General features: G+C 65.9%; 14 protein-coding genes and 1 pseudogene. 11 read left to right on the top strand and 4 right to left on the bottom strand.

Features of this window, described 5'->3' with window-relative positions; all coding sequences use genetic code 11:
- Together ASE91_RS13120 and ASE91_RS13115 are read left to right on the top strand one after the other, a co-directional pair.
- Positions 1 to 767: ROK family protein (locus tag ASE91_RS13120; RefSeq protein WP_235530477.1), on the top strand; the 767-nt coding region annotated here is incomplete at its 5' end.
- A 28-nt stretch (positions 768 to 795) separates the two neighbouring features.
- Positions 796 to 1,614, top strand: a complete 819-nt coding sequence (locus ASE91_RS13115; protein WP_056626818.1) for an IclR family transcriptional regulator — start codon at positions 796 to 798, stop codon at positions 1,612 to 1,614.
- On the opposite strand, the gene ASE91_RS13110 is transcribed toward ASE91_RS13115, so the two are convergent.
- Positions 1,551 to 1,790, bottom strand: coding sequence for a hypothetical protein (locus ASE91_RS13110; protein ID WP_055995176.1), 240 nt, complete (start codon positions 1,788 to 1,790; stop codon positions 1,551 to 1,553). The two genes, ASE91_RS13115 and ASE91_RS13110, sit on opposite strands and share 64 nt — an antisense overlap.
- A gap of 171 nt (positions 1,791 to 1,961) precedes the next feature.
- Positions 1,962 to 4,247, bottom strand: a complete 2,286-nt coding sequence (locus ASE91_RS13105) for a glycoside hydrolase family 3 N-terminal domain-containing protein (RefSeq protein WP_056626816.1) — start codon at positions 4,245 to 4,247, stop codon at positions 1,962 to 1,964.
- Between the two features lie 169 nt (positions 4,248 to 4,416).
- Here ASE91_RS13105 and ASE91_RS13100 point away from each other — a divergent pair, with 169 nt between their 5' ends.
- The 9 genes from ASE91_RS13100 to aat all read left to right on the top strand — a co-directional run bounded on the left by ASE91_RS13100 (position 4,417) and on the right by aat (position 16,413).
- A complete protein-coding gene (locus ASE91_RS13100) occupies positions 4,417 to 5,445 on the top strand; it encodes a LacI family DNA-binding transcriptional regulator (protein WP_056626814.1) in 1,029 nt (342 codons plus the stop codon).
- On the top strand, positions 5,442 to 8,405 hold the full coding sequence (locus ASE91_RS13095; RefSeq protein ID WP_056626812.1) for a TonB-dependent receptor: 2,964 nt from the start codon (positions 5,442 to 5,444) through the stop codon (positions 8,403 to 8,405). Before ASE91_RS13100 ends, ASE91_RS13095 begins: the two co-directional genes overlap by 4 nt.
- A gap of 71 nt (positions 8,406 to 8,476) precedes the next feature.
- On the top strand, positions 8,477 to 9,874 hold the full coding sequence (locus ASE91_RS13090) for a glucoamylase family protein (RefSeq protein ID WP_056626810.1): 1,398 nt from the start codon (positions 8,477 to 8,479) through the stop codon (positions 9,872 to 9,874).
- 354 nt (positions 9,875 to 10,228) lie between these two features.
- Positions 10,229 to 11,089 (top strand): cytochrome c oxidase subunit II, encoded by an 861-nt coding sequence (coxB, locus tag ASE91_RS13085; RefSeq protein ID WP_327196785.1) that lies wholly within the window; start codon positions 10,229 to 10,231, stop codon positions 11,087 to 11,089.
- On the top strand, positions 11,086 to 13,611 hold the full coding sequence (ctaD, locus tag ASE91_RS13080) for a cytochrome c oxidase subunit I (RefSeq protein ID WP_056626808.1): 2,526 nt from the start codon (positions 11,086 to 11,088) through the stop codon (positions 13,609 to 13,611). Before coxB ends, ctaD begins: the two co-directional genes overlap by 4 nt.
- Complete coding sequence (locus ASE91_RS13075) at positions 13,608 to 13,988, top strand: hypothetical protein (RefSeq protein ID WP_055995197.1); 381 nt, start codon at positions 13,608 to 13,610, stop codon at positions 13,986 to 13,988. Before ctaD ends, ASE91_RS13075 begins: the two co-directional genes overlap by 4 nt.
- A complete protein-coding gene (locus ASE91_RS13070; RefSeq protein ID WP_056626807.1) occupies positions 13,985 to 14,578 on the top strand; it encodes a cytochrome c oxidase assembly protein in 594 nt (197 codons plus the stop codon). Before ASE91_RS13075 ends, ASE91_RS13070 begins: the two co-directional genes overlap by 4 nt.
- Positions 14,575 to 15,624, top strand: coding sequence for a c-type cytochrome (locus ASE91_RS13065; protein WP_056626805.1), 1,050 nt, complete (start codon positions 14,575 to 14,577; stop codon positions 15,622 to 15,624). Before ASE91_RS13070 ends, ASE91_RS13065 begins: the two co-directional genes overlap by 4 nt.
- 48 nt (positions 15,625 to 15,672) lie before the next feature.
- The gene (gene aat, locus ASE91_RS13060) at positions 15,673 to 16,413 is read left to right on the top strand and encodes a leucyl/phenylalanyl-tRNA--protein transferase (RefSeq protein ID WP_056626802.1); all 741 of its coding nucleotides are present in this window, start codon (positions 15,673 to 15,675) and stop codon (positions 16,411 to 16,413) included.
- Between the two features lie 35 nt (positions 16,414 to 16,448).
- Here aat and ASE91_RS20690 read toward each other — a convergent pair.
- Both ASE91_RS20690 and ASE91_RS13055 read right to left on the bottom strand, forming a co-directional pair.
- A pseudogene (locus ASE91_RS20690) lies at positions 16,449 to 16,682 on the bottom strand (DUF2155 domain-containing protein); the annotation flags it as partial.
- A gap of 215 nt (positions 16,683 to 16,897) precedes the next feature.
- Entirely contained in the window at positions 16,898 to 17,290 is a 393-nt protein-coding gene (locus ASE91_RS13055) for an NADH:ubiquinone oxidoreductase subunit NDUFA12 (protein ID WP_056626800.1), read from the bottom strand.
- Positions 17,291 to 17,293 lie beyond the last annotated feature (3 nt).

Here is a 17,293-nt window from a genome sequence, read left to right as displayed (position 1 = left end):
CCCCCGACGAAACGCTGGGCATCATCGCGGCGAAACTGGCGCAGTGGCGGCAGGAGCATCGCCCCGCCGCGATCGGCATCGCCAGTTTCGGGCCGATATCGGTCGCCGATGGCATCATGCTCCCGACGCCCAAACCCCATTGGGCCGGTGCCGACATCGTCGCCCCGCTGGCGCAGGGGTTCGACAAGGTCGCGTTCCACACCGACGTCACCGGCGCGGCGCTGGGCGAAGGCGCGTTCGGGGCCGGGGTCGGACTGTCCGATTTTCTGTACGTCACGGTCGGCACCGGCGTCGGTATGGGGATCATCGCCGGGGGGCGACCGGTGACCGGCATGATGCATCCTGAAGCGGGACATATCCGTGTTCGCCGTCGCGCGGACGATCCCTTTGCCGGCGCGTGCCCGTTTCACGGCGACTGTCTGGAAGGGCTGGTCAGCGGGCCAGCGATCGCGGCGCGGACCGGCGGGCCGGCGCATCTGCTGTCGGCCGACGATCCGGCGTGGCGCGACATCGCCGATGCATTGGGCGAGGCATTCGCGACACTGTTCCTGACGCTGTCCCCTGCCCGTATCATCGTCGGCGGCGGGGTCGGACTGGGCCAGCCGCAGGTGCTGCCGATGGTGCGCGAACGGGTCGTCGCCGCGCTAGGCGGCTATCTGGGCTTCGTCGATGCCGGATCGATCGATGCGCGGATCATTCCCGCCGCGCTGGGCGACGAGGCCGGTCCGCTGGGTACGCTGGTCATGGCGCAGGACGCGCTGGCGTAACGCCGCGCAGTGATCCACAGTTCGGGCGATGAACGACAGCACCGAAGAACCGTCCGGCGCATCGCGCGGCACGCAAACGCTGATGCGCGGACTCGATCTGGTCGAGGCGCTGCGCGACGAACCGTTGCGCGTGGCCGAACTGGCACGCACGCTGGGCCTTAGCCGGACGACGACGCACCGGCTGGCGGCGGCGCTGGTCGAGCGCGGCTATGTCGCGCAGGCCGAGCGCGGCTTGCTGACGCTGGGGCCGACGCTGCTGCAACTGGGGTTCACCGCGCACCGGCGCATCGACCTGGTGCGCGTGGCGCGGTCGCGCATGGAGGCGCTGTCGGCCGATACCGGACTTTGCGTCTTTCTGGGGCGGCGCGACGGCGATCATTCGCTCCACCTCGACCGGGCGGCGGGGCGACAGCGGCTGGAAGTGTCGACCCGCCCCGGCGACCGGCGGCCGGTAGCGAGAACCGGGCTGGGCAAGGCATTGCTGTTCGACGAGCGTGACGATGGCCTTGCGCGGCTGTACCGTGCGACCGGAGCCGACGATGCGGCCGCGATCGATCGGTGGGTTGCCGACATGCGCGCCGATATTGCGCGCGGCCACGTGATCCACGATAGCGTCGGCAATGACGGCATCCGATCGATCGCCGCGCCGATCCGCGACGTATCCGGGGATATCGTCGCAGCGATCGGCATCGCCACCGCCGCGCAATATCTGACCCCGGACAAGGTCGCAGCGATCGGCCCGCAGGTCGCGGCGACAGCGCGGGCGATCAGTCGCGATCTGGGCTATGCCGACCCCGATCCTTCGGTACCGGCGGCTTCATTTTCCTTGGCGCCTTCGCTGCCATGATAGTCCTTCAGGCTCTGTCCGCCGTCGAACCGTCCGGCGTTGCTGTCGTCATGCGGGTTGGGATAGGCACCGCCCCCTGACTGACCGCCGCCGGGTGGCGTATTGACGCCGTCGGGCTTCGCGGTGTCGGAGCCGTTTCCCACGGCCTGGTTGGGTTGCTTTCCGTCATCGGTCATCGCGTGCTTCTCCTTCTTCGGGAAGGGGTTAACGCGTCGGTGGGCGATGTGGGTGCGCTATAAAAGCCNNNGGGGGGGGGGGGGGGGGGGGGGGGGGCCCAGTCATGAGCCCTGTCGCTGATTGCGCCCCCTCTCCCCGGCCCTCTCCCCTGAAGGGGAGAGGGAGCAGGGTTACGCCAGCACGAAGCTGCCGTTCACGCCATCCGCCTCGGCCGATGGCGCGACCCATACATGGAAGCTGCCCGGCTCGACCACCGGCCGATTCTCCACCCCGATGAAGCGCAGATCGTTGGCACGGAGCGTAAATTCGACGACCTTCGATTCACCCGGTGCCAATGCCACGCGCTGAAATGCCTTCAGTTCCCGCACCGGACGGGTGATGCTGGCGGCGACGTCGTGGATATAGAGCTGCACCACTTCGGTCGCCGCCCGGGTCCCGCTATTCGTCACCCGTGCCCGAACCTTGAGCGCGCCGTCGCTGTTCAGCCGCCCGTCGCCGAGGTCGAGGTCGCTATAGGCGATCCGGCCGTAGGTCAGCCCGTGCCCGAACGGGAAACGCGCCGCATTCGGCCCCTCGCGATAGCGCGCCTTGTATTCGGCGAGCGGCCCCGGCGGGTTGGGGCGACCGGTGGCCTTGTGGGCATAATAATAGGGCTGCTGGCCGGTCGCATAGGGAAAGCTGACCGGCAGGCGGGCCGACGGACCGACATCGCCGAACAGAATGTCGGCGGTCGCCGGACCGCTTTCCGATCCGAGGAACCACGTCACCAGAATGGCGCGCGCGTCGAGGACCGGCTTGTCGAGCACCATCGCCCGGCCGTTGCGCAGCAGGAGGACGGTCGGCTTGCCGGTCGCCAGCACCGCCTCCGCCAGATCGAGTTGCGCCCTGGGAATGCCGATATCGACCCGCGACTGCGCCTCGCCCGACATGCGTTGCGATTCACCGATCGCGAGCAGGACGATATCGGCCTGTGACGCCGCGATCACCGCCGCCTCGATCCCGCCGGGGATCGGATCGGTGATGCCCGATCCGTCGACGGCGGTGACCATTCTGGGATCGGTGACGGCGGCACGGACGCCGGTCAGCAGGTCGACCGCCTCCGCATCAGAACCATAGACGTTCCACGTTCCGATCAGTTCGCGCTGCCCCTGCACGAACGGTCCGATCAGCGCGATGCGCTTGCCCGATTTGGGCAGGGGCAGCAGGTCGCCGTCATTCTTGAGCATGACGATCGACCGCGCCCCCGCCTCACGCGCCAGCTTCAGATGGGCGGCCGTGCGCACGCGCTGCTTTTCGCGGCGCGGATCGATGCGGCGGAACGGATTGTCGAACAGGCCGAGTTGTACCTTCAGCGCAAGCACGCGGCGGACCGCCTGATCGAGCCGCTCCATCGGGACCTCGCCCTTCGCGACCAGATCGGGGAGGTGTTTGAGATAGAAACCCGACTGCATCGACATGTCGACACCGGCGAGGAAGGCTAGCTTCGTCGCTTCGCGGGCATCGGCGGCGAACCCGTGCGCGATCAGTTCCTCGTCGCCGGTGTAGTCGGACACGACCAGCCCGCCAAACCCCCATTCCTTGCGCAGGATCGTGTCGAGCAGCCACGGATTGGCGGTCGCCGGCACCCCCGACAATTCGTTGAACGACGCCATCGTCGTGGGTGCCCCGGCGGCGAACGCCGTCTGAAACGGGGGGAAATAGGTTTCGCGCAGCGTCCGTTCGGATACGTCGACGGTGTTGTAGTCCAGCCCCGCCTCGCCCGCGCCATAGGCGGCGAAATGCTTGGCGCAGGCCGCGACCGCATCGTCGGCCATCAGGCCGCGCCGGCCCTGAAAACCACGCACGCGTGCATCGGCCATAGTCTTGCCGAGCAGCAGGTCCTCGCCCGCCCCCTCGATCCCCCGGCCCCAGCGCTGGTCGCGGGCGATGTCGACCATCGGCGCGAAGGTCCAGTCGATGCCGGCCGCCGACGCCTCGACCGCCGCCGCGCGCGCGGTACGTTCGGCCAGATCGGCGTCGAACGTCCCCGCCTCGGCCAGCGGCATCGGGAAGACGGTGCGGAACCCGTGAATGATGTCGGCGGCGAACAGCAGCGGCACCTTCAGCCGCTGTTCCTTCATCGCAACAGTCTGCATCCGGCGCGCCATGTCGGCACCGTTGCCGTTGAACACGCCGGTCAGCCGCCCGGCGCGGACCTGCGCCAGCTGTTCGTCGAACGTCGCCGTCGCACCGATCGGATTGAGCGCATTCGCTGCACCGCCCGCCCATGCCGCCGCCATCAGCGTCAGCTGTCCGGCCTTCTCCTCGACGGTCATCTGGCCGACGACCGCCTCGACCGATGCCGGCAGCCGATCGCCCGCCTGCGCCAGCAAGGCGCGCGCCGGAGAGGCGCTCCATGCGGCGATCGCGCCGGCACCCATCATAATGGCCCGTCGCGAAATGCGAATGTCTTCCATGCGATCCCCTCTGTGTCGTTGGCGCAACGAAACCGGCGCGCTTGTGTTTCGAATCTGTAGTTGAAGCGTGTTTTAAGATCATGTAACCGGTTACATCAAGAGCGATCGGCCGCAAGCCGACGGATTCGCCGCGAAGGGCGCGACGATGTGGGAGCGGAACTGAACAGGCATGGCGAACGCCACCATCCGCGATGTGGCTCGTGCGGCGGACGTGTCCGTCGCTTCGGTGTCGCGCGTGCTGAACGGCCATGACAATGTCCGCGCCGAACTGCGCGAACGGGTCGAGGCGGCGGCAGCCAGGCTCGGCTATGTTCCGCACGCCGGTGCGCGTTCGCTCAGTCTCGCCCGGTCGAATGCGATCGGTGTCGTCCTGCCCGACCTGCACGGCGAATTCTTTTCCGAACTGCTGCGCGGCATGGACCGCGAGGCGTCGGCGCAGGGCCTGCAACTCTTGCTGTCGAACATGCATGCCGAACCGGCGCGCGGCGTGGAGGCGCTGCGGACGATGCGCGGGCGGGTCGACGGCATGGTGGTGATGGCCCCGCACATCGACCCCGATCAACTGTTCGCGCATCTGCCGAAAGGTGTACCGGTGGTGCTGGTCAACTGTGCGCCGCATCACCAGCCGCGCCCCGAACTGCGCATCGACAATGCGCGCGGGGCGCGGGCGATGGTCGATCATCTGGTCACGACCGGGCGACGCCGCATCCTCCATCTCGCCGGTCCGATCGGCAATATCGATGCGGAGGAACGGGTCGGCGGCTACCGCGACGGCATCGCCGCGGCCGGGCTGCAACCCATGATCGAACGCGGAACCTTTCTCGAAGAGTCGGGCGTTTTCCTCGCTGAAAAGATCGTTCGGGAGGGGAACGACGTCGATGCGGTCTTCGCCGCGAACGACATGATGGCGATCGGCGTCCTGATGGGATTGCAACGCGCCGGGGTGTCGGTGCCCGACCGGGTCGCGGTCGCCGGGTTCGACGACGTACCGCTCGCCCGCCTGATCTCGCCATCGCTCACCACGCTGCGCATCGACATCGCCGACCTCGGCGCGCGCGCGATTGCCCGGCTGACCGACCGGATCGGTGGTTCCGACGACCGCAGCATCGAACTTCGTGCACCGACCCTGATCGTGCGCGAGACGACTTCACCAAGGGAAGACCCGGAAAACCGGGAAACAAGGGGAATTTACGCATGAGGAATACGATGTTACGCGCGGCACTTGCCGCTGCTACGACGCTGGCGACGGGTGCGGTGGTTGTGCCGATGGCACCCGCTTCGGCGCAGACCACGACGGCTTCGGTGCGCGGCACCGTCCGCGACGCCGCCGGTGCCGCCGTTGGCGGCGCGACCGTCGTCGCCACCTCGACCGGTACGAACCAGTCCTATCGTGCGACGACCGATACGACCGGTCGCTACACACTCAACGGCATCCGTGCCGGTGGCTATTCGATCACGGTGACCGGTCCCGGTGGCGAAACCGCGACCAGCGAAGTCACTGTCGGCATCGCGCAGGCGGCAAGCCTTGACGTGACGCTGGGCGCGGCTGCCGCGCCGGGAACGCCCGACGAGACGGTCGCGGCCCCCGGCGACGATACGATCGTCGTAACCGGCCGCCGCCTGATCGAAAGCCGGACAAGCGAAATCGCGACCAACGTGACGCAGGAACAGCTCCGGACCCTGCCGCAGACCGATCGCAACTTCCTGTCGTTCGCCGCACTCGCTCCTGGCGTGCGCTACAACGACAGCGAAACCGACAAGGGCATTCAGGCAGGTGCGTCGACCGCGTCCCAGGTCAACGTCTTCATCGACGGCGTCAGTCTGAAGAACAAGCTGCGCGAAGGTGGCGTCGCCGGCCAGCAGAACAGCCGCGGCAACCCGTTCGGCCAGTTGGCGGTGCAGGAATTCCGTGTCCTGACCCAAAACTACAAGGCCGAGTATGAACAGGCCGGCTCGGCGATCATTACCGCTATCACCAAGTCGGGCACCAACGAATTTCATGGCGAGGCGTTCGGTCAGTATACCGACCGCAGCCTGACGGAGCGCAACTTCTTCGATCGTCAGGCCGGTCGCGAAAAGCCCGAGTTCGAGCGCAAGCAATATGGCGTCTCGCTCGGCGGCCCGATCATCAAGGACAAGCTGTTCTTCTTCGGCACCTATGAAGGCAACGACCAGAACCGTGCCTTCATCGTCGATGCGACCACCAATGCCAATCCGGCGAACCTTGCCGCTTTCGAACGCGCGACCGGTCGGAGCGTGAGCGAATTCGAAGGTAATTTCGTTAGCCCGTTCCGCGCTGATTTCTATTTTGGAAAGCTTACTTTCACACCGGACGACCGCCAGACGTTCGACCTGTCTTACAGCCGGCGCGAAGAAACCGACATTCAAGGTTTTGGCGGCACGACCGCGTATGAGTTCGCCGAAAACAAGATCAATACGGTTGATACGTACCTGCTGAAATGGACCTATCGAGGCGATAACTTCATCAACGAAGTCAATCTGAACTACCTGAATTACGTGTTCAACCCGACATCGTTGAACCCGGGCAGCCCGAGTTTCAATTATGAAAACACGATTCTATTCGGCGGTCGCGATTCGACCCGGCGTGAAGTGCAGCAGGGCTACACGTTGCGTGACGATTTTACCTATACCGGTCTTGACGACCACGCCATCAAGGTAGGCGCACGAGTCGAGATTACCGACATCGAGTTCTCGAACCTCGCGTTCCTGCAACCCGGTTTCGTCTTCCGGCTGGATACACAGAACAACACCGACTTCACGTTCCCCGCAGAGGCCCGACTGGGGTTGGGCAACGGGACCGTTCGCGGCTCAAATACACAGATCGGCCTGTACGCGCAGGACGATTGGGACGTTACCGATCGACTGCAACTTAACGTCGGGGTGCGTTGGGACTATGAAACCAACGGTAGTAACAACGACTACGTAACGCCGGCCAACGCAGCCGCCGCTCTGCGCGCTTTGCCCACGACAAGCTACTTCAACCCGGAAAATTACATCAGCACCGGCAACAACCGCAAGCCGTTCGCAGGGGCAATCGCGCCGCGATTCGGCTTCTCCTACGACATTTTCGACAACGCCAGCACGGTCATCTTCGGTGGGTTTGGCCGCTATTACGATCGTAACAATTTCAGCAACACGGTCGACGAACTGTCGCGGACGATCAACCCGGTCGGCGTGTTCCGTTTCTCGCGCGACGGCCAGCCGCGCAACGGACTGCCGACCGTGGCGTGGAACTCGTCCTACCTGACCCGAGAAGGCCTGCTCGCCCTCCGCGCGAACTCGACCAGCGGCCTGCCTGAACTGTTTGCGGTTCAGAACAATACGAAGCCGCCGGTGAACGACCAGGTCAGCCTCGGCATCCGCCAACAGGTCGGCCCGTGGCAGTTCTCTGCGACCGGTTCGTACCAGCGGGGCCGCAACGGCTACACCAACCTGTTCGCCACCCGTAACAACGGCGGACTTGGCGGGTGCTGCAATACCGCACCAGTCGTCCCGTTCGGTTATTCGAACGCCCTGATCGGGTTCGACGGTCTCGATACCCGGTACAAGGCGCTCTATTTCACGGCAGACAAGCCTTACACGGAAGTATCGGGCTGGGGCTTGAACGTCGCCTATACGCTGTCGAAAGGCGAGAAGAACGGCGGCGACCTGTTCAGCCTCGACGAAGTGACGCCGGACGATTACGGCTGGCGTCCGCGCGATGGCGACGAACGGCATCGGGTCGTCGTATCGGGCATCGTTGATCTACCGCTCGGCTTCCAGTTCTCGACGCTCAGCACCTTCGGGTCGGGCCAGGCTTATCAGGTCGTCGACTTCACTAACGGTGCCGATCCGGGTCAGCGGCGCTTCCTCGCTGCATATCCCGAAAAGAACTGCATCAAGGGCGTCTTTGCCTTCTGCGAAGTCAACCTGACGCTGGCCAACAAGCTGAAAATCCTCGGCGGCCAGACCGAGATCGCGGTCGATCTGCTCAACGCCTTCAACAACAATAACTTCTCCAGCTTCGATGGTGCGTTCAACAATCAGATCGATCCGGAGACGGGTCAGCCACGGGATGCATTCATTCCCGGTCGGATCGGCAGCAACCTGCTGACCCTGCCGCGGCGCATCCAGTTCCGCGTCGGCTACCGCTTCTAACCCTCCCTCCCCTGCCGGGACAGGCGTTACGCCTGTCCCGGCATTTCCGTATTCCGCAAAGGGGCTTGCCCGTGATCGATCGCCGCCATTTCCTTGCCGCCAGCACCGCCGCGCTCGTCGCCGGGTGCACTGCACGGACCGGGATCGGCTCCGGGACCACGCCCGACCTGATTTCGGACGTGCAGCAGCGCGCGTTCCGGTTTTTCTGGGAAACCACCGACGCGGAAACCGGCCTTGCGCCGGATCGCTGGCCTACCCCCAGCTTCGCGTCGATCGCGGCGATCGGGTTTGCGCTGACGGCCTATGGCGTCGGCGAAAAACATGGCTGGATCACCCGCGAACAACATCGCGCCCGCACGCTCGCCACGCTCGAATTCCTTGCCGCTGCGCCGCAAGGTGACGGCGAAACCGGGTTCAGCGGGTATAAGGGCTTTTTCTACCACTTTCTCGGCGTGACGAAGGGACAGCGGTTCGCCCGGTGCGAATTGTCGACGATCGACACGTCGCTGCTGCTGGGCGGCGTGCTGTTCGCGCAGAGCTGGTTCGACCGCGTCGACCCGCAGGAAGCGCGCATCCGCGATCTGGCCGAGCAACTCTATCGCGCGGTCGAATGGGACTGGATCGTGCCGCGCGCGCCCTTCGTCTCGATGGGCTGGCATCCCGAAAGCGGCTTTATCCGATCCGACTGGGATACGTATAACGAAGGCATGATCCTGTACGTGTTGGCCTTGGCCAGCCCGACGCATCCGCTGCCGCCCGCGACCTGGGGCGCGCTGACGCAGAAGTTCGAGAAAAGCTGGGGCAATCGCTGGGGCGAGCCGCATCTGCAATTCGCGCCGATGTTCGGCCACCAGTACAGCCATGTCTGGGTCGATTTTCGCGGCATTCGCGACCCCTATATCGCGTCCAAGGGCATCGATTATTTCGAGAACAGCCGCCGTGCGACTTATGCACAGCGCGCCTATGCCAATGAAAATCCGGGCGGCAAGGTCGGATATGGCGACGATTGCTGGGGGCTGACCGCCTGCGACGGTCCCGGCGACTTCACCGTGACGATCGATGGCAGGCAGCGCGAGTTCTTCAGCTATTCGGCACGTGGCCCGGGCGAACGTGACGACGGCACGCTGGCCCCGACCGCGGCACTGGGATCGATCGCCTTCGCGCCCGACATCGTCACGCCGATGATCGACAGGATGCATGCGCGCTATGGTGCCGGCATCTATGACAAATACGGCTTTCTCGACGCGTTCAATCCGACGCTGACCCGCACCGACGAACCGCTGAAACACGGCAAGATCGTGCCGGGCGTCGGCTGGGTCGATGGCGACTATCTGGGCATCGATCAGGGACCGATCGTGCTGATGATCGAAAATCAGCGCAGCGGCATGATCTGGGAAGTGATGCGGCGCAACCCGCATATCCGGCGTGGCCTGGAACGGGCCGGCTTTACCGGCGGTTGGCTGGCCTGAACGTCGCTGCCCTGCGGACGGCGGCGATTTCGGGCGGATTGCGCAGACCCTTTGGCGGCGTCAATCCGGGCAACAGGCGACCGGGTGTTGCCACGATCGATGGCAAGCTAATGCGGATCGCCGTGGCCGGTCCGCCCATCCTGGCCCCCACCGGACCGATCCGGATCGTGATGGAACGCAACCGCCGACATCTCGTTTCGTTTGCGTGTCGTATACCGCGATGCGGGGCGAAGGGGGATTATGCGGGGCGTAAAGTCCAGTGGCGGGGTAGCCGCGCTGCTCGTTCTGGGGGGCTGTAATCGACATCAATCGGCGCTGACCGTCTTTGGCGAAGAGGCGGCGACGGTCCGACACTTGACCGTCGTCATGCTGATCGGCGCGATCGTGATCGCCTGCGGCGTGGCTGCGCTGATGATCGCCGCCGTCCGTGCGCCGGAGGGTCGACTGACCTTGTCAAGCGGCATGCGACTGATCGGCTGGGCCGGTGGCGTTGTGCCGGTGGTCGTGCTGCTCGGACTGTTGCTCTACAGCCTGCCCGCGATGCGGCCGTTGCCGGTGGCGCAGAATGATCTGCGCATCGCTGTCGAGGGCGAGCAATTCTGGTGGCGGGTCCAGTATCAGCCGCCGGGTGCCGCGCCGGTCGTCACCGCCAACGAAATCCGGGTACCCGTCGGCCGCACCGTACAATTCGACCTGACCGCCGGGGACGTGATCCACAGCTTCTGGATCCCCGGCCTTGCGGGCAAGATGGACATGATCCCCGGCCGGACCAACCGATTGATCGTCCGCGCGACCAAACCCGGCACATTTCGCGGCGTCTGCACCGAATTTTGCGGCCTCAGCCACGCGCTGATGGCATTCGATGTCGTGGCGATGGAGCCGGCGGCGTTCGACGCATGGCTGGCGAACGAGCGTCGCCCTGCCGCCCCCGCCGCCGATACTGCCGCGGGCGCAAATGCCTTTGCCGCCAATGGCTGTGCCGGTTGCCATGCCATTGCCGGAACCGACGCCGCCGGCGCGATCGGGCCCGACCTGACCCATCTCGGCAGTCGCAGTTCGCTGGGCGCGGCCACGCAGCCGATGACCCGTGCCGCGCTGGTCCGCTTCATCACGGATGCGCCGGCGGTCAAACCCGGTGCGCGCATGCCCGCCTATCCGCAAATGTCGCGCCAGGACGCGCAGGCGATCGCCGCCTATCTGGAAAGCATGAAATGAGCCTGCACGCGCAAGACGATCCCGCGCTCCGCGCCGCGCAGGAGGAACGCCTACGCAAGGTATGGGCACCACCGCAGGGCCTCTTCCTGCGCTGGACCGACTGCAACAACAACCGCGTCGGCGTGTGGTACACGCTGACCGCATTCGCCTTCATGCTGTTTGCCGGTGTGCTGGCGCTGATCATGCGCACGCAGCTGGCGGTGCCCGACAACGACCTCGTCTCGGCGAATACCTTCAATCAGCTGTTCACGCTGCACGGCTCGATGATGATGTTCTTGTTCGCCGTGCCGATGTTCGAAGCGGTGTCGATCATCCTGTTGCCGCAGCTGCTGGGCGCGCGCGACTTGCCGTTTCCGCGGCTATCCGCCTTTGGTTACTGGTCGTTCCTGCTGGGCGGGGTGTTCGTCGGGGGATCGATCTTCTTCAACGCCGCGCCCGATGGCGGCTGGTTCATGTATCCGCCGCTGACCACCCGCACCGACCTGTCGGGGCTGGGTGCCGATATCTGGATGCTCGGCCTGTCCTTCATCGAGGTATCGTCGGTGGCGGCGGCGGTCGAGCTGATCGTCGGCGTGCTGAAATGCCGGCCGCCGGGGATGCGGCTGAACCTGATGCCGCTGTATGCGTGGTACATCCTCGTCGTCGCGGTGATGATCCTGTTCGCCTTCCCGCCGCTGATCGCGGGCGACGTGCTGTTCGAAATGGAGCGGCTGCTCAACTGGCCGTTCTTCGATGCGGCGCGCGGCGGCGATCCGCTCTTGTGGCAGCACCTGTTCTGGATCTTCGGCCATCCGGAGGTCTACATCGTGTTCCTGCCGTCGATCGCGCTGTTCGCGATGATGATCCCGACCTTCGCGCAGCGGCATCTGCTGGGGTATCCGTGGATCGTGCTGGCGGCCGTCGGCACCGCATTCCTGTCGTTCGGCCTGTGGGTTCATCACATGTTCGCGACCGGCCTGCCCAAGATCAGCCTCGCCTTCTTCTCGGCCGCGTCCGAAGCCGTCGCGATTCCGACCGGCATCCAGATATTCGCGTTCATCGCGACGCTGTGGGCGGGCAAGGTGAAATGGTCGACGCCGCTGCTCTATGCGACCGGCAGCCTCGCCATCTTCGTCATCGGTGGCCTGACCGGGGTGATGGTCGCGATCGCACCGTTCGACTGGCAGGCGCACGACACTTATTTCATCGTGGCGCACCTCCATTACGTGTTGATCGGCGGTACGTTGCTGCCGTTGTTCGGCGGGCTATATTATTACTGGCCGCTGATTACCGGCAAGAAACTGTCGGACCGACTGGGGCGCATCGCCTTCTGGACGTTGTTCGTCGGCGCGAACCTGACCTTCTTTCCGATGCACTTCAGCGGCTTGTACGGCATGCCGCGCCGGGTCTTCACCTATCCGAGCGAACTGGGCATCGATTATCTCAACCTCGCCTCGACGATGGGGGCGTATCTGTTCGCGACCGGCACCGCGATCATCTGCTTCGATCTCGCCCGCTCGCCATGGCGGCAAAAGGCGCAGCGCAATCCGTGGAACGCCGGCACGCTCGAATGGCTGGCTCATCCCGATGACGAGGATTGGGGCATCCGTTCGGTGCCGCTGATCGAAAGCCGCTACCCGATCTGGGACCAGAAGGATTTCGTGAAGAAGGTCGACGAGGGCCGCTTCTTCCTGCCCGATGCCGAGGAAGGTCGGCGCGAGACGATCGTGACCAGCGTGCTCGACGCGCGCCCGCTCTATGTCGTTCGGCTGGGTACGCCCAGCTGGGTGCCGATGCTGACCGCAATCGCGCTAGGCAGCGTGTTCATTCTAACCACCTACCACCTGTATTGGTGGTCGCTGGCCGGCGCGATCGCGACGCTCGCGTTCGTGCTCTACTGGCTGTGGACGGGAACCGCCGAGATTCCGGAAAAGCCTTCCAAGCCGATCGGCCACGGCATCGAACTGCCGCTGTACGTTTCCGGTTCGGCGGCGCCGGGGTGGTGGGCGATGTTCATCACGATGATGGCGGATGCGACCGCGTTTTCGGGGCTGGTCTTCGGCTATTATTTCTTCTGGACGGTGCATCCCGAATTTCCGCCGTCGGGAGCGGGCATGGATGGCCCCGGTACCTATTGGCCGATGGTCGCGCTGACGTTGGCCGCGATCAGCTGGGGCGCGACGGTCGCTGCGCGCGGGACCAACCGGCGCGGCATCGTCGGCGCGGCGCGGCTGTTGCTGATCGTCGGCATCGCCGCCAGCCTTGCGGGCATCTGGGCGGGTTTGCAGGGCCCGCTGACCACCGGCCTCGATCCCGAACTGCACAGCTATCCCGCGATCGTGTGGGTATTGGTGATCTGGACCACCGCCCATGCCGGGATCGGCGCGATCATGCAAGGCTATACGCTGGCGCGCAGCATTGCCGGGCGGATGACGCCCCGCCATGACGCCGACCTGCGGAACATCACCGTCTATCAGCATTTCATGGCACTGACCGCCATCGTCACCTACGCGACGATCGGCCTGTTCCCGGGGGTCGCATGAAACGCGGGCTGCACGGCATGGTCACCCGGCTGAAGGTAACGCTCTGGACGCTGATCGTGCCGCCGACCGTCTGGGCGGTGCATTTTCTGTTTTCGTATCTGTGGGCGGCGATCCACTGTGCAAAGGTCGGCGGATTTCCGCGGCTGCCGATCCTCTATACGGTCGGCACCGTCCTGGCACTGCTGCTGATCGCCGCCGCCGGCATCGTCGCGCATATCCAGTCACGCGTACCCGGCGACACGCCGCCGCATGAGGAGAGCACCGACACCGACCGCGTCCGGTTCCTCGCCTTCTCGACGGTATTGCTCGCCGCGTTGAGCTTCGTCGGCGTCATCTTCACCGCCGCACCGGTCGTCTTCCTGACGGACTGCCGATGAAGCGCGTCAGCCTGATCGCCGGATTGGTGCTGTTGCCGCTCGGCTGGCTGGCGGCGGCACAGGCGGGCATGGTCGGGCATATGGCCGGACACATGATCGCGGTTGCGGTGGCCGCACCGCTGGTTGCGTTCGGGCTGACCGACAGTGCCTGTGACCCGGCCCGGCGCTGGCCGCACATCGTCACCCCGCTCGCGATGTCGCTGGTCGAGCTGGCAACGGTATGGGGCTGGCACCTGCCCGCACTGCGGATGCTGGCGGACAGCAATATGGCGGCGATGATCGTCGAACAGGCGATGTTCCTCGCCGCCGGATGGCTGCTCTGGGCCGCCGTGCTCGGCACCGGACCCGATCGCCGCGCGGCGGGTGTCGGCGCGCTGCTGCTCACTTCGATGCACATGACCCTGCTCGGCGCGCTGATCGGCCTTGCCCCCCGCCCGCTTTATCCGGCGATGGCGCATGGGATGCACGATGCGCTTGCCGACCAGCAACTCGGCGGGGTCGTGATGCTGCTGGTCGGCGCGGCCAGCTATTTCCTCGGCGGCCTTGCGCTGCTCGCCACGCTATTGCGCCAACCGGAGCCGCAGCCATGACCATCCGCCTGACGTGGAAGCGCGTCATCGTCACGCTGCTCGGGCTGTTCGCGCTGGGCATGGCCTTTGCTTGGTCCGGGTTGTTCAACGTCGCCGCGTCGTCGGGGCATTGGGCGATCAGCGACTGGTTCCTGCACTGGGTGATGCGCAATTCGGTGCAGACCCATGCCGCCTTTTCCACGCCGAAGGACGCAAAGGACGATAGCGGCCTCGTCAGCGCGGCAGGCTATTATGCCGCGTCCTGCGCCTCGTGCCACGGCGCGCCGGGCGTGCGCCCACTGCCGTTGATGCAGAAGGCGACGCCGCCTGCCCCCGACCTGTCGAAAAACGCGACGGAGTGGACCGACCGCCAGCTGTTCTGGATCCTCGAACACGGCGTGAAGTTCAGCGGGATGCCCGCCTGGGCCGCCAGGGACCGGCCCGACGAAGTGAAGCGCATGGTCGCGTTCGTCCGCCTGCTGCCGACGATGACGCCGCAGCAATATCGTGTGCTGGCAGGCAGCAATGCGCAGGGCTTCGGTGCCGCCAATGGCCGGTTCGACAGCTGCGCCGGTTGCCATGGCAGCGACGGGCTCGGCCGAGGTCAGCGCGACATTCCGATCCTCGCCGGACAGGACCCGGCCTATCTTGCCGCCGCCCTCGAAGCCTACGCCACCGGCACCCGCCAGAGCGCGGTCATGGCCAATGCCGCCGCACAGCTGACCCCGGAAGAACGCGTCGCCCTCGCCCGGCGGTTCGCGGCGATGCCCGGCATCGTGCCGGGTCGCGCCGGCAATGGCGACGCGGCGGCGCGCCAGATCGTCGAGCGCGGCCTGCCCGACAAGCAGCTTCCCGCCTGTCGCAGCTGCCATGACGCCGCCGGAGCCAAGCGCTTCCCGGTGATCGATGGCCAGCGCGCCGTCTATATCGCCGGACGGCTCCGCCATTGGCGCGGCGAAAAGGAGGTGGTCGATGCGCGCAAGGATCAGGCGACGATGCCGGTCATCGCCCGTCGCATCCCGGAGGACATGATCGAACCGGTCGCGCGCTACCTCGCCGGCGAATGATGGCGGGCGGCCATTGCCTGCGCCGCCGGCCGCGATAGGGTGCGGCCGATGGCGCCCCTGTTCGAGCTCGACCCGCAAACGCTGCTGCGCGCCTATGCCAGCGGCATCTTTCCGATGGCCGACGATCGCGATGCGCCCGGCATCTACTGGGTCGAACCCAAGCTGCGCGGCATATTGCCGTTGGACGGATTTCACCTGTCGCGCTCGCTGCGCAAGCTGATCGCGTCGGACCGCTACCGGGTCACCGCCGATCAGGCGTTCGAGGATATCATCCGACTGTGCGCCGAAAGCGCGTCCGACCGGCCGGAGACGTGGATCAACGGTACGATCGAACAGGCCTTCAACCGGCTGCACGAAATGGGGCTGGCCCATTCGGTCGAGGTCTGGGACGGCCCGCGTCTGGTTGGCGGATTATATGGCCTCGCGCTGGGGCAGGCGTTTTTCGGCGAATCGATGGTCAGCCGCGCGCCCAGCGCATCAAAGGTCGCGCTGGCGTGGCTGGTCGCGCGATTGCGGGTCGGCGGCTTCCGGTTGCTCGACTGCCAGTTCCTGACCGATCACCTCGCGACGATGGGCGTGATCGAGGTGCCCAAGAAAACCTATTCCGTGCTGTTGGCAGGCGCGCTGGGGCTGGATTCGGCGGGCGCTTCCGGGCTGGCCTCGGCCGCGTTCGACGCACTCGATCGCCGCGCGGGTGCGCCCGGCGACGCGGCTCCCGCCCCGGCCGATACCGTGTCCGGCCCCCTGTCGGGGAAGGACATCGTGCAGCTCTTGGGCCACACGTCGTAAATCGGGTGGAGCACGACGTTCAGCGCCGGACGCTCCTTGAACAACCACCCCGAAAACGGTCGCCGCCATTTCGAATCCGTGCCGCGTACGTCCATCTGCACGAACGCGCCGGTATATTGCTCCTGCTCCCACGGCGCGGTGCGTTCGCAGGCGCGCAGGCGGACGATCACATCACCGACGCGCGTCGCCTGACCGGGCTTGAGCGTCAGGTCGCGGGTTTCGCCGTTGCGCTTGTTGAGCAGGCCGACCACCGCGACCCGTTCGGCCATCGGCGTCGCGCCGGCTAAAAGGCTACTGTCCAGTCCGGCGTCGACGCTCACCACCTCGGGCGCATTGGGGTTGGGACGCACCGATTCGGGCACGGCTACCTCGGCCGTGGCGGGCGGGGTCGTTGCCGACTGCCGATGCAGCCGCTGCCAGCCGAACCAGCCCGCGACCGCCAACATTATCGCAATCGCCAGCCCGGCCAGCCAGCGGCGTGGGTTCACGCGTCGGGGCTCCACGCCTCGTAATCACCAGTCGCCCGGACGCGTGCGCCACCCTTGTCGAGCACACCCGGCGGGCGATAGGCGAGCGCGGTGCCGGTCTGGTTCTCGATCGGCGGCTTCTGCCACTGGCGGACCGGCGGCAGCGATTCGTCGGGCGTGCGATCGATCTGATGGTGCAGCCAGCTGAACCATTCGGGCGGCACGCGGCTCGCGTCGTTCGATCCCGAATAGATCACCCAGCGCCGCGGATTGCCCATCGTGTCGCGACCACCCTCATAATAGGCGTTGCCGAGATGGTCGGTCCCGACCTGCGTCTTGCCGTGCAAGCCGAGCCACGTGCCGAAGGTGGCACCGTTCCACCAGGTGAAGACGTTCGCGAGGATACCCATAAG

It is taken from the genome of Sphingomonas sp. Leaf62, from assembly GCF_001421915.1.
In the GTDB taxonomy this organism is placed as follows: domain Bacteria; phylum Pseudomonadota; class Alphaproteobacteria; order Sphingomonadales; family Sphingomonadaceae; genus Sphingomonas.
This window is presented reverse-complemented; position numbering and strand designations above follow the sequence as displayed.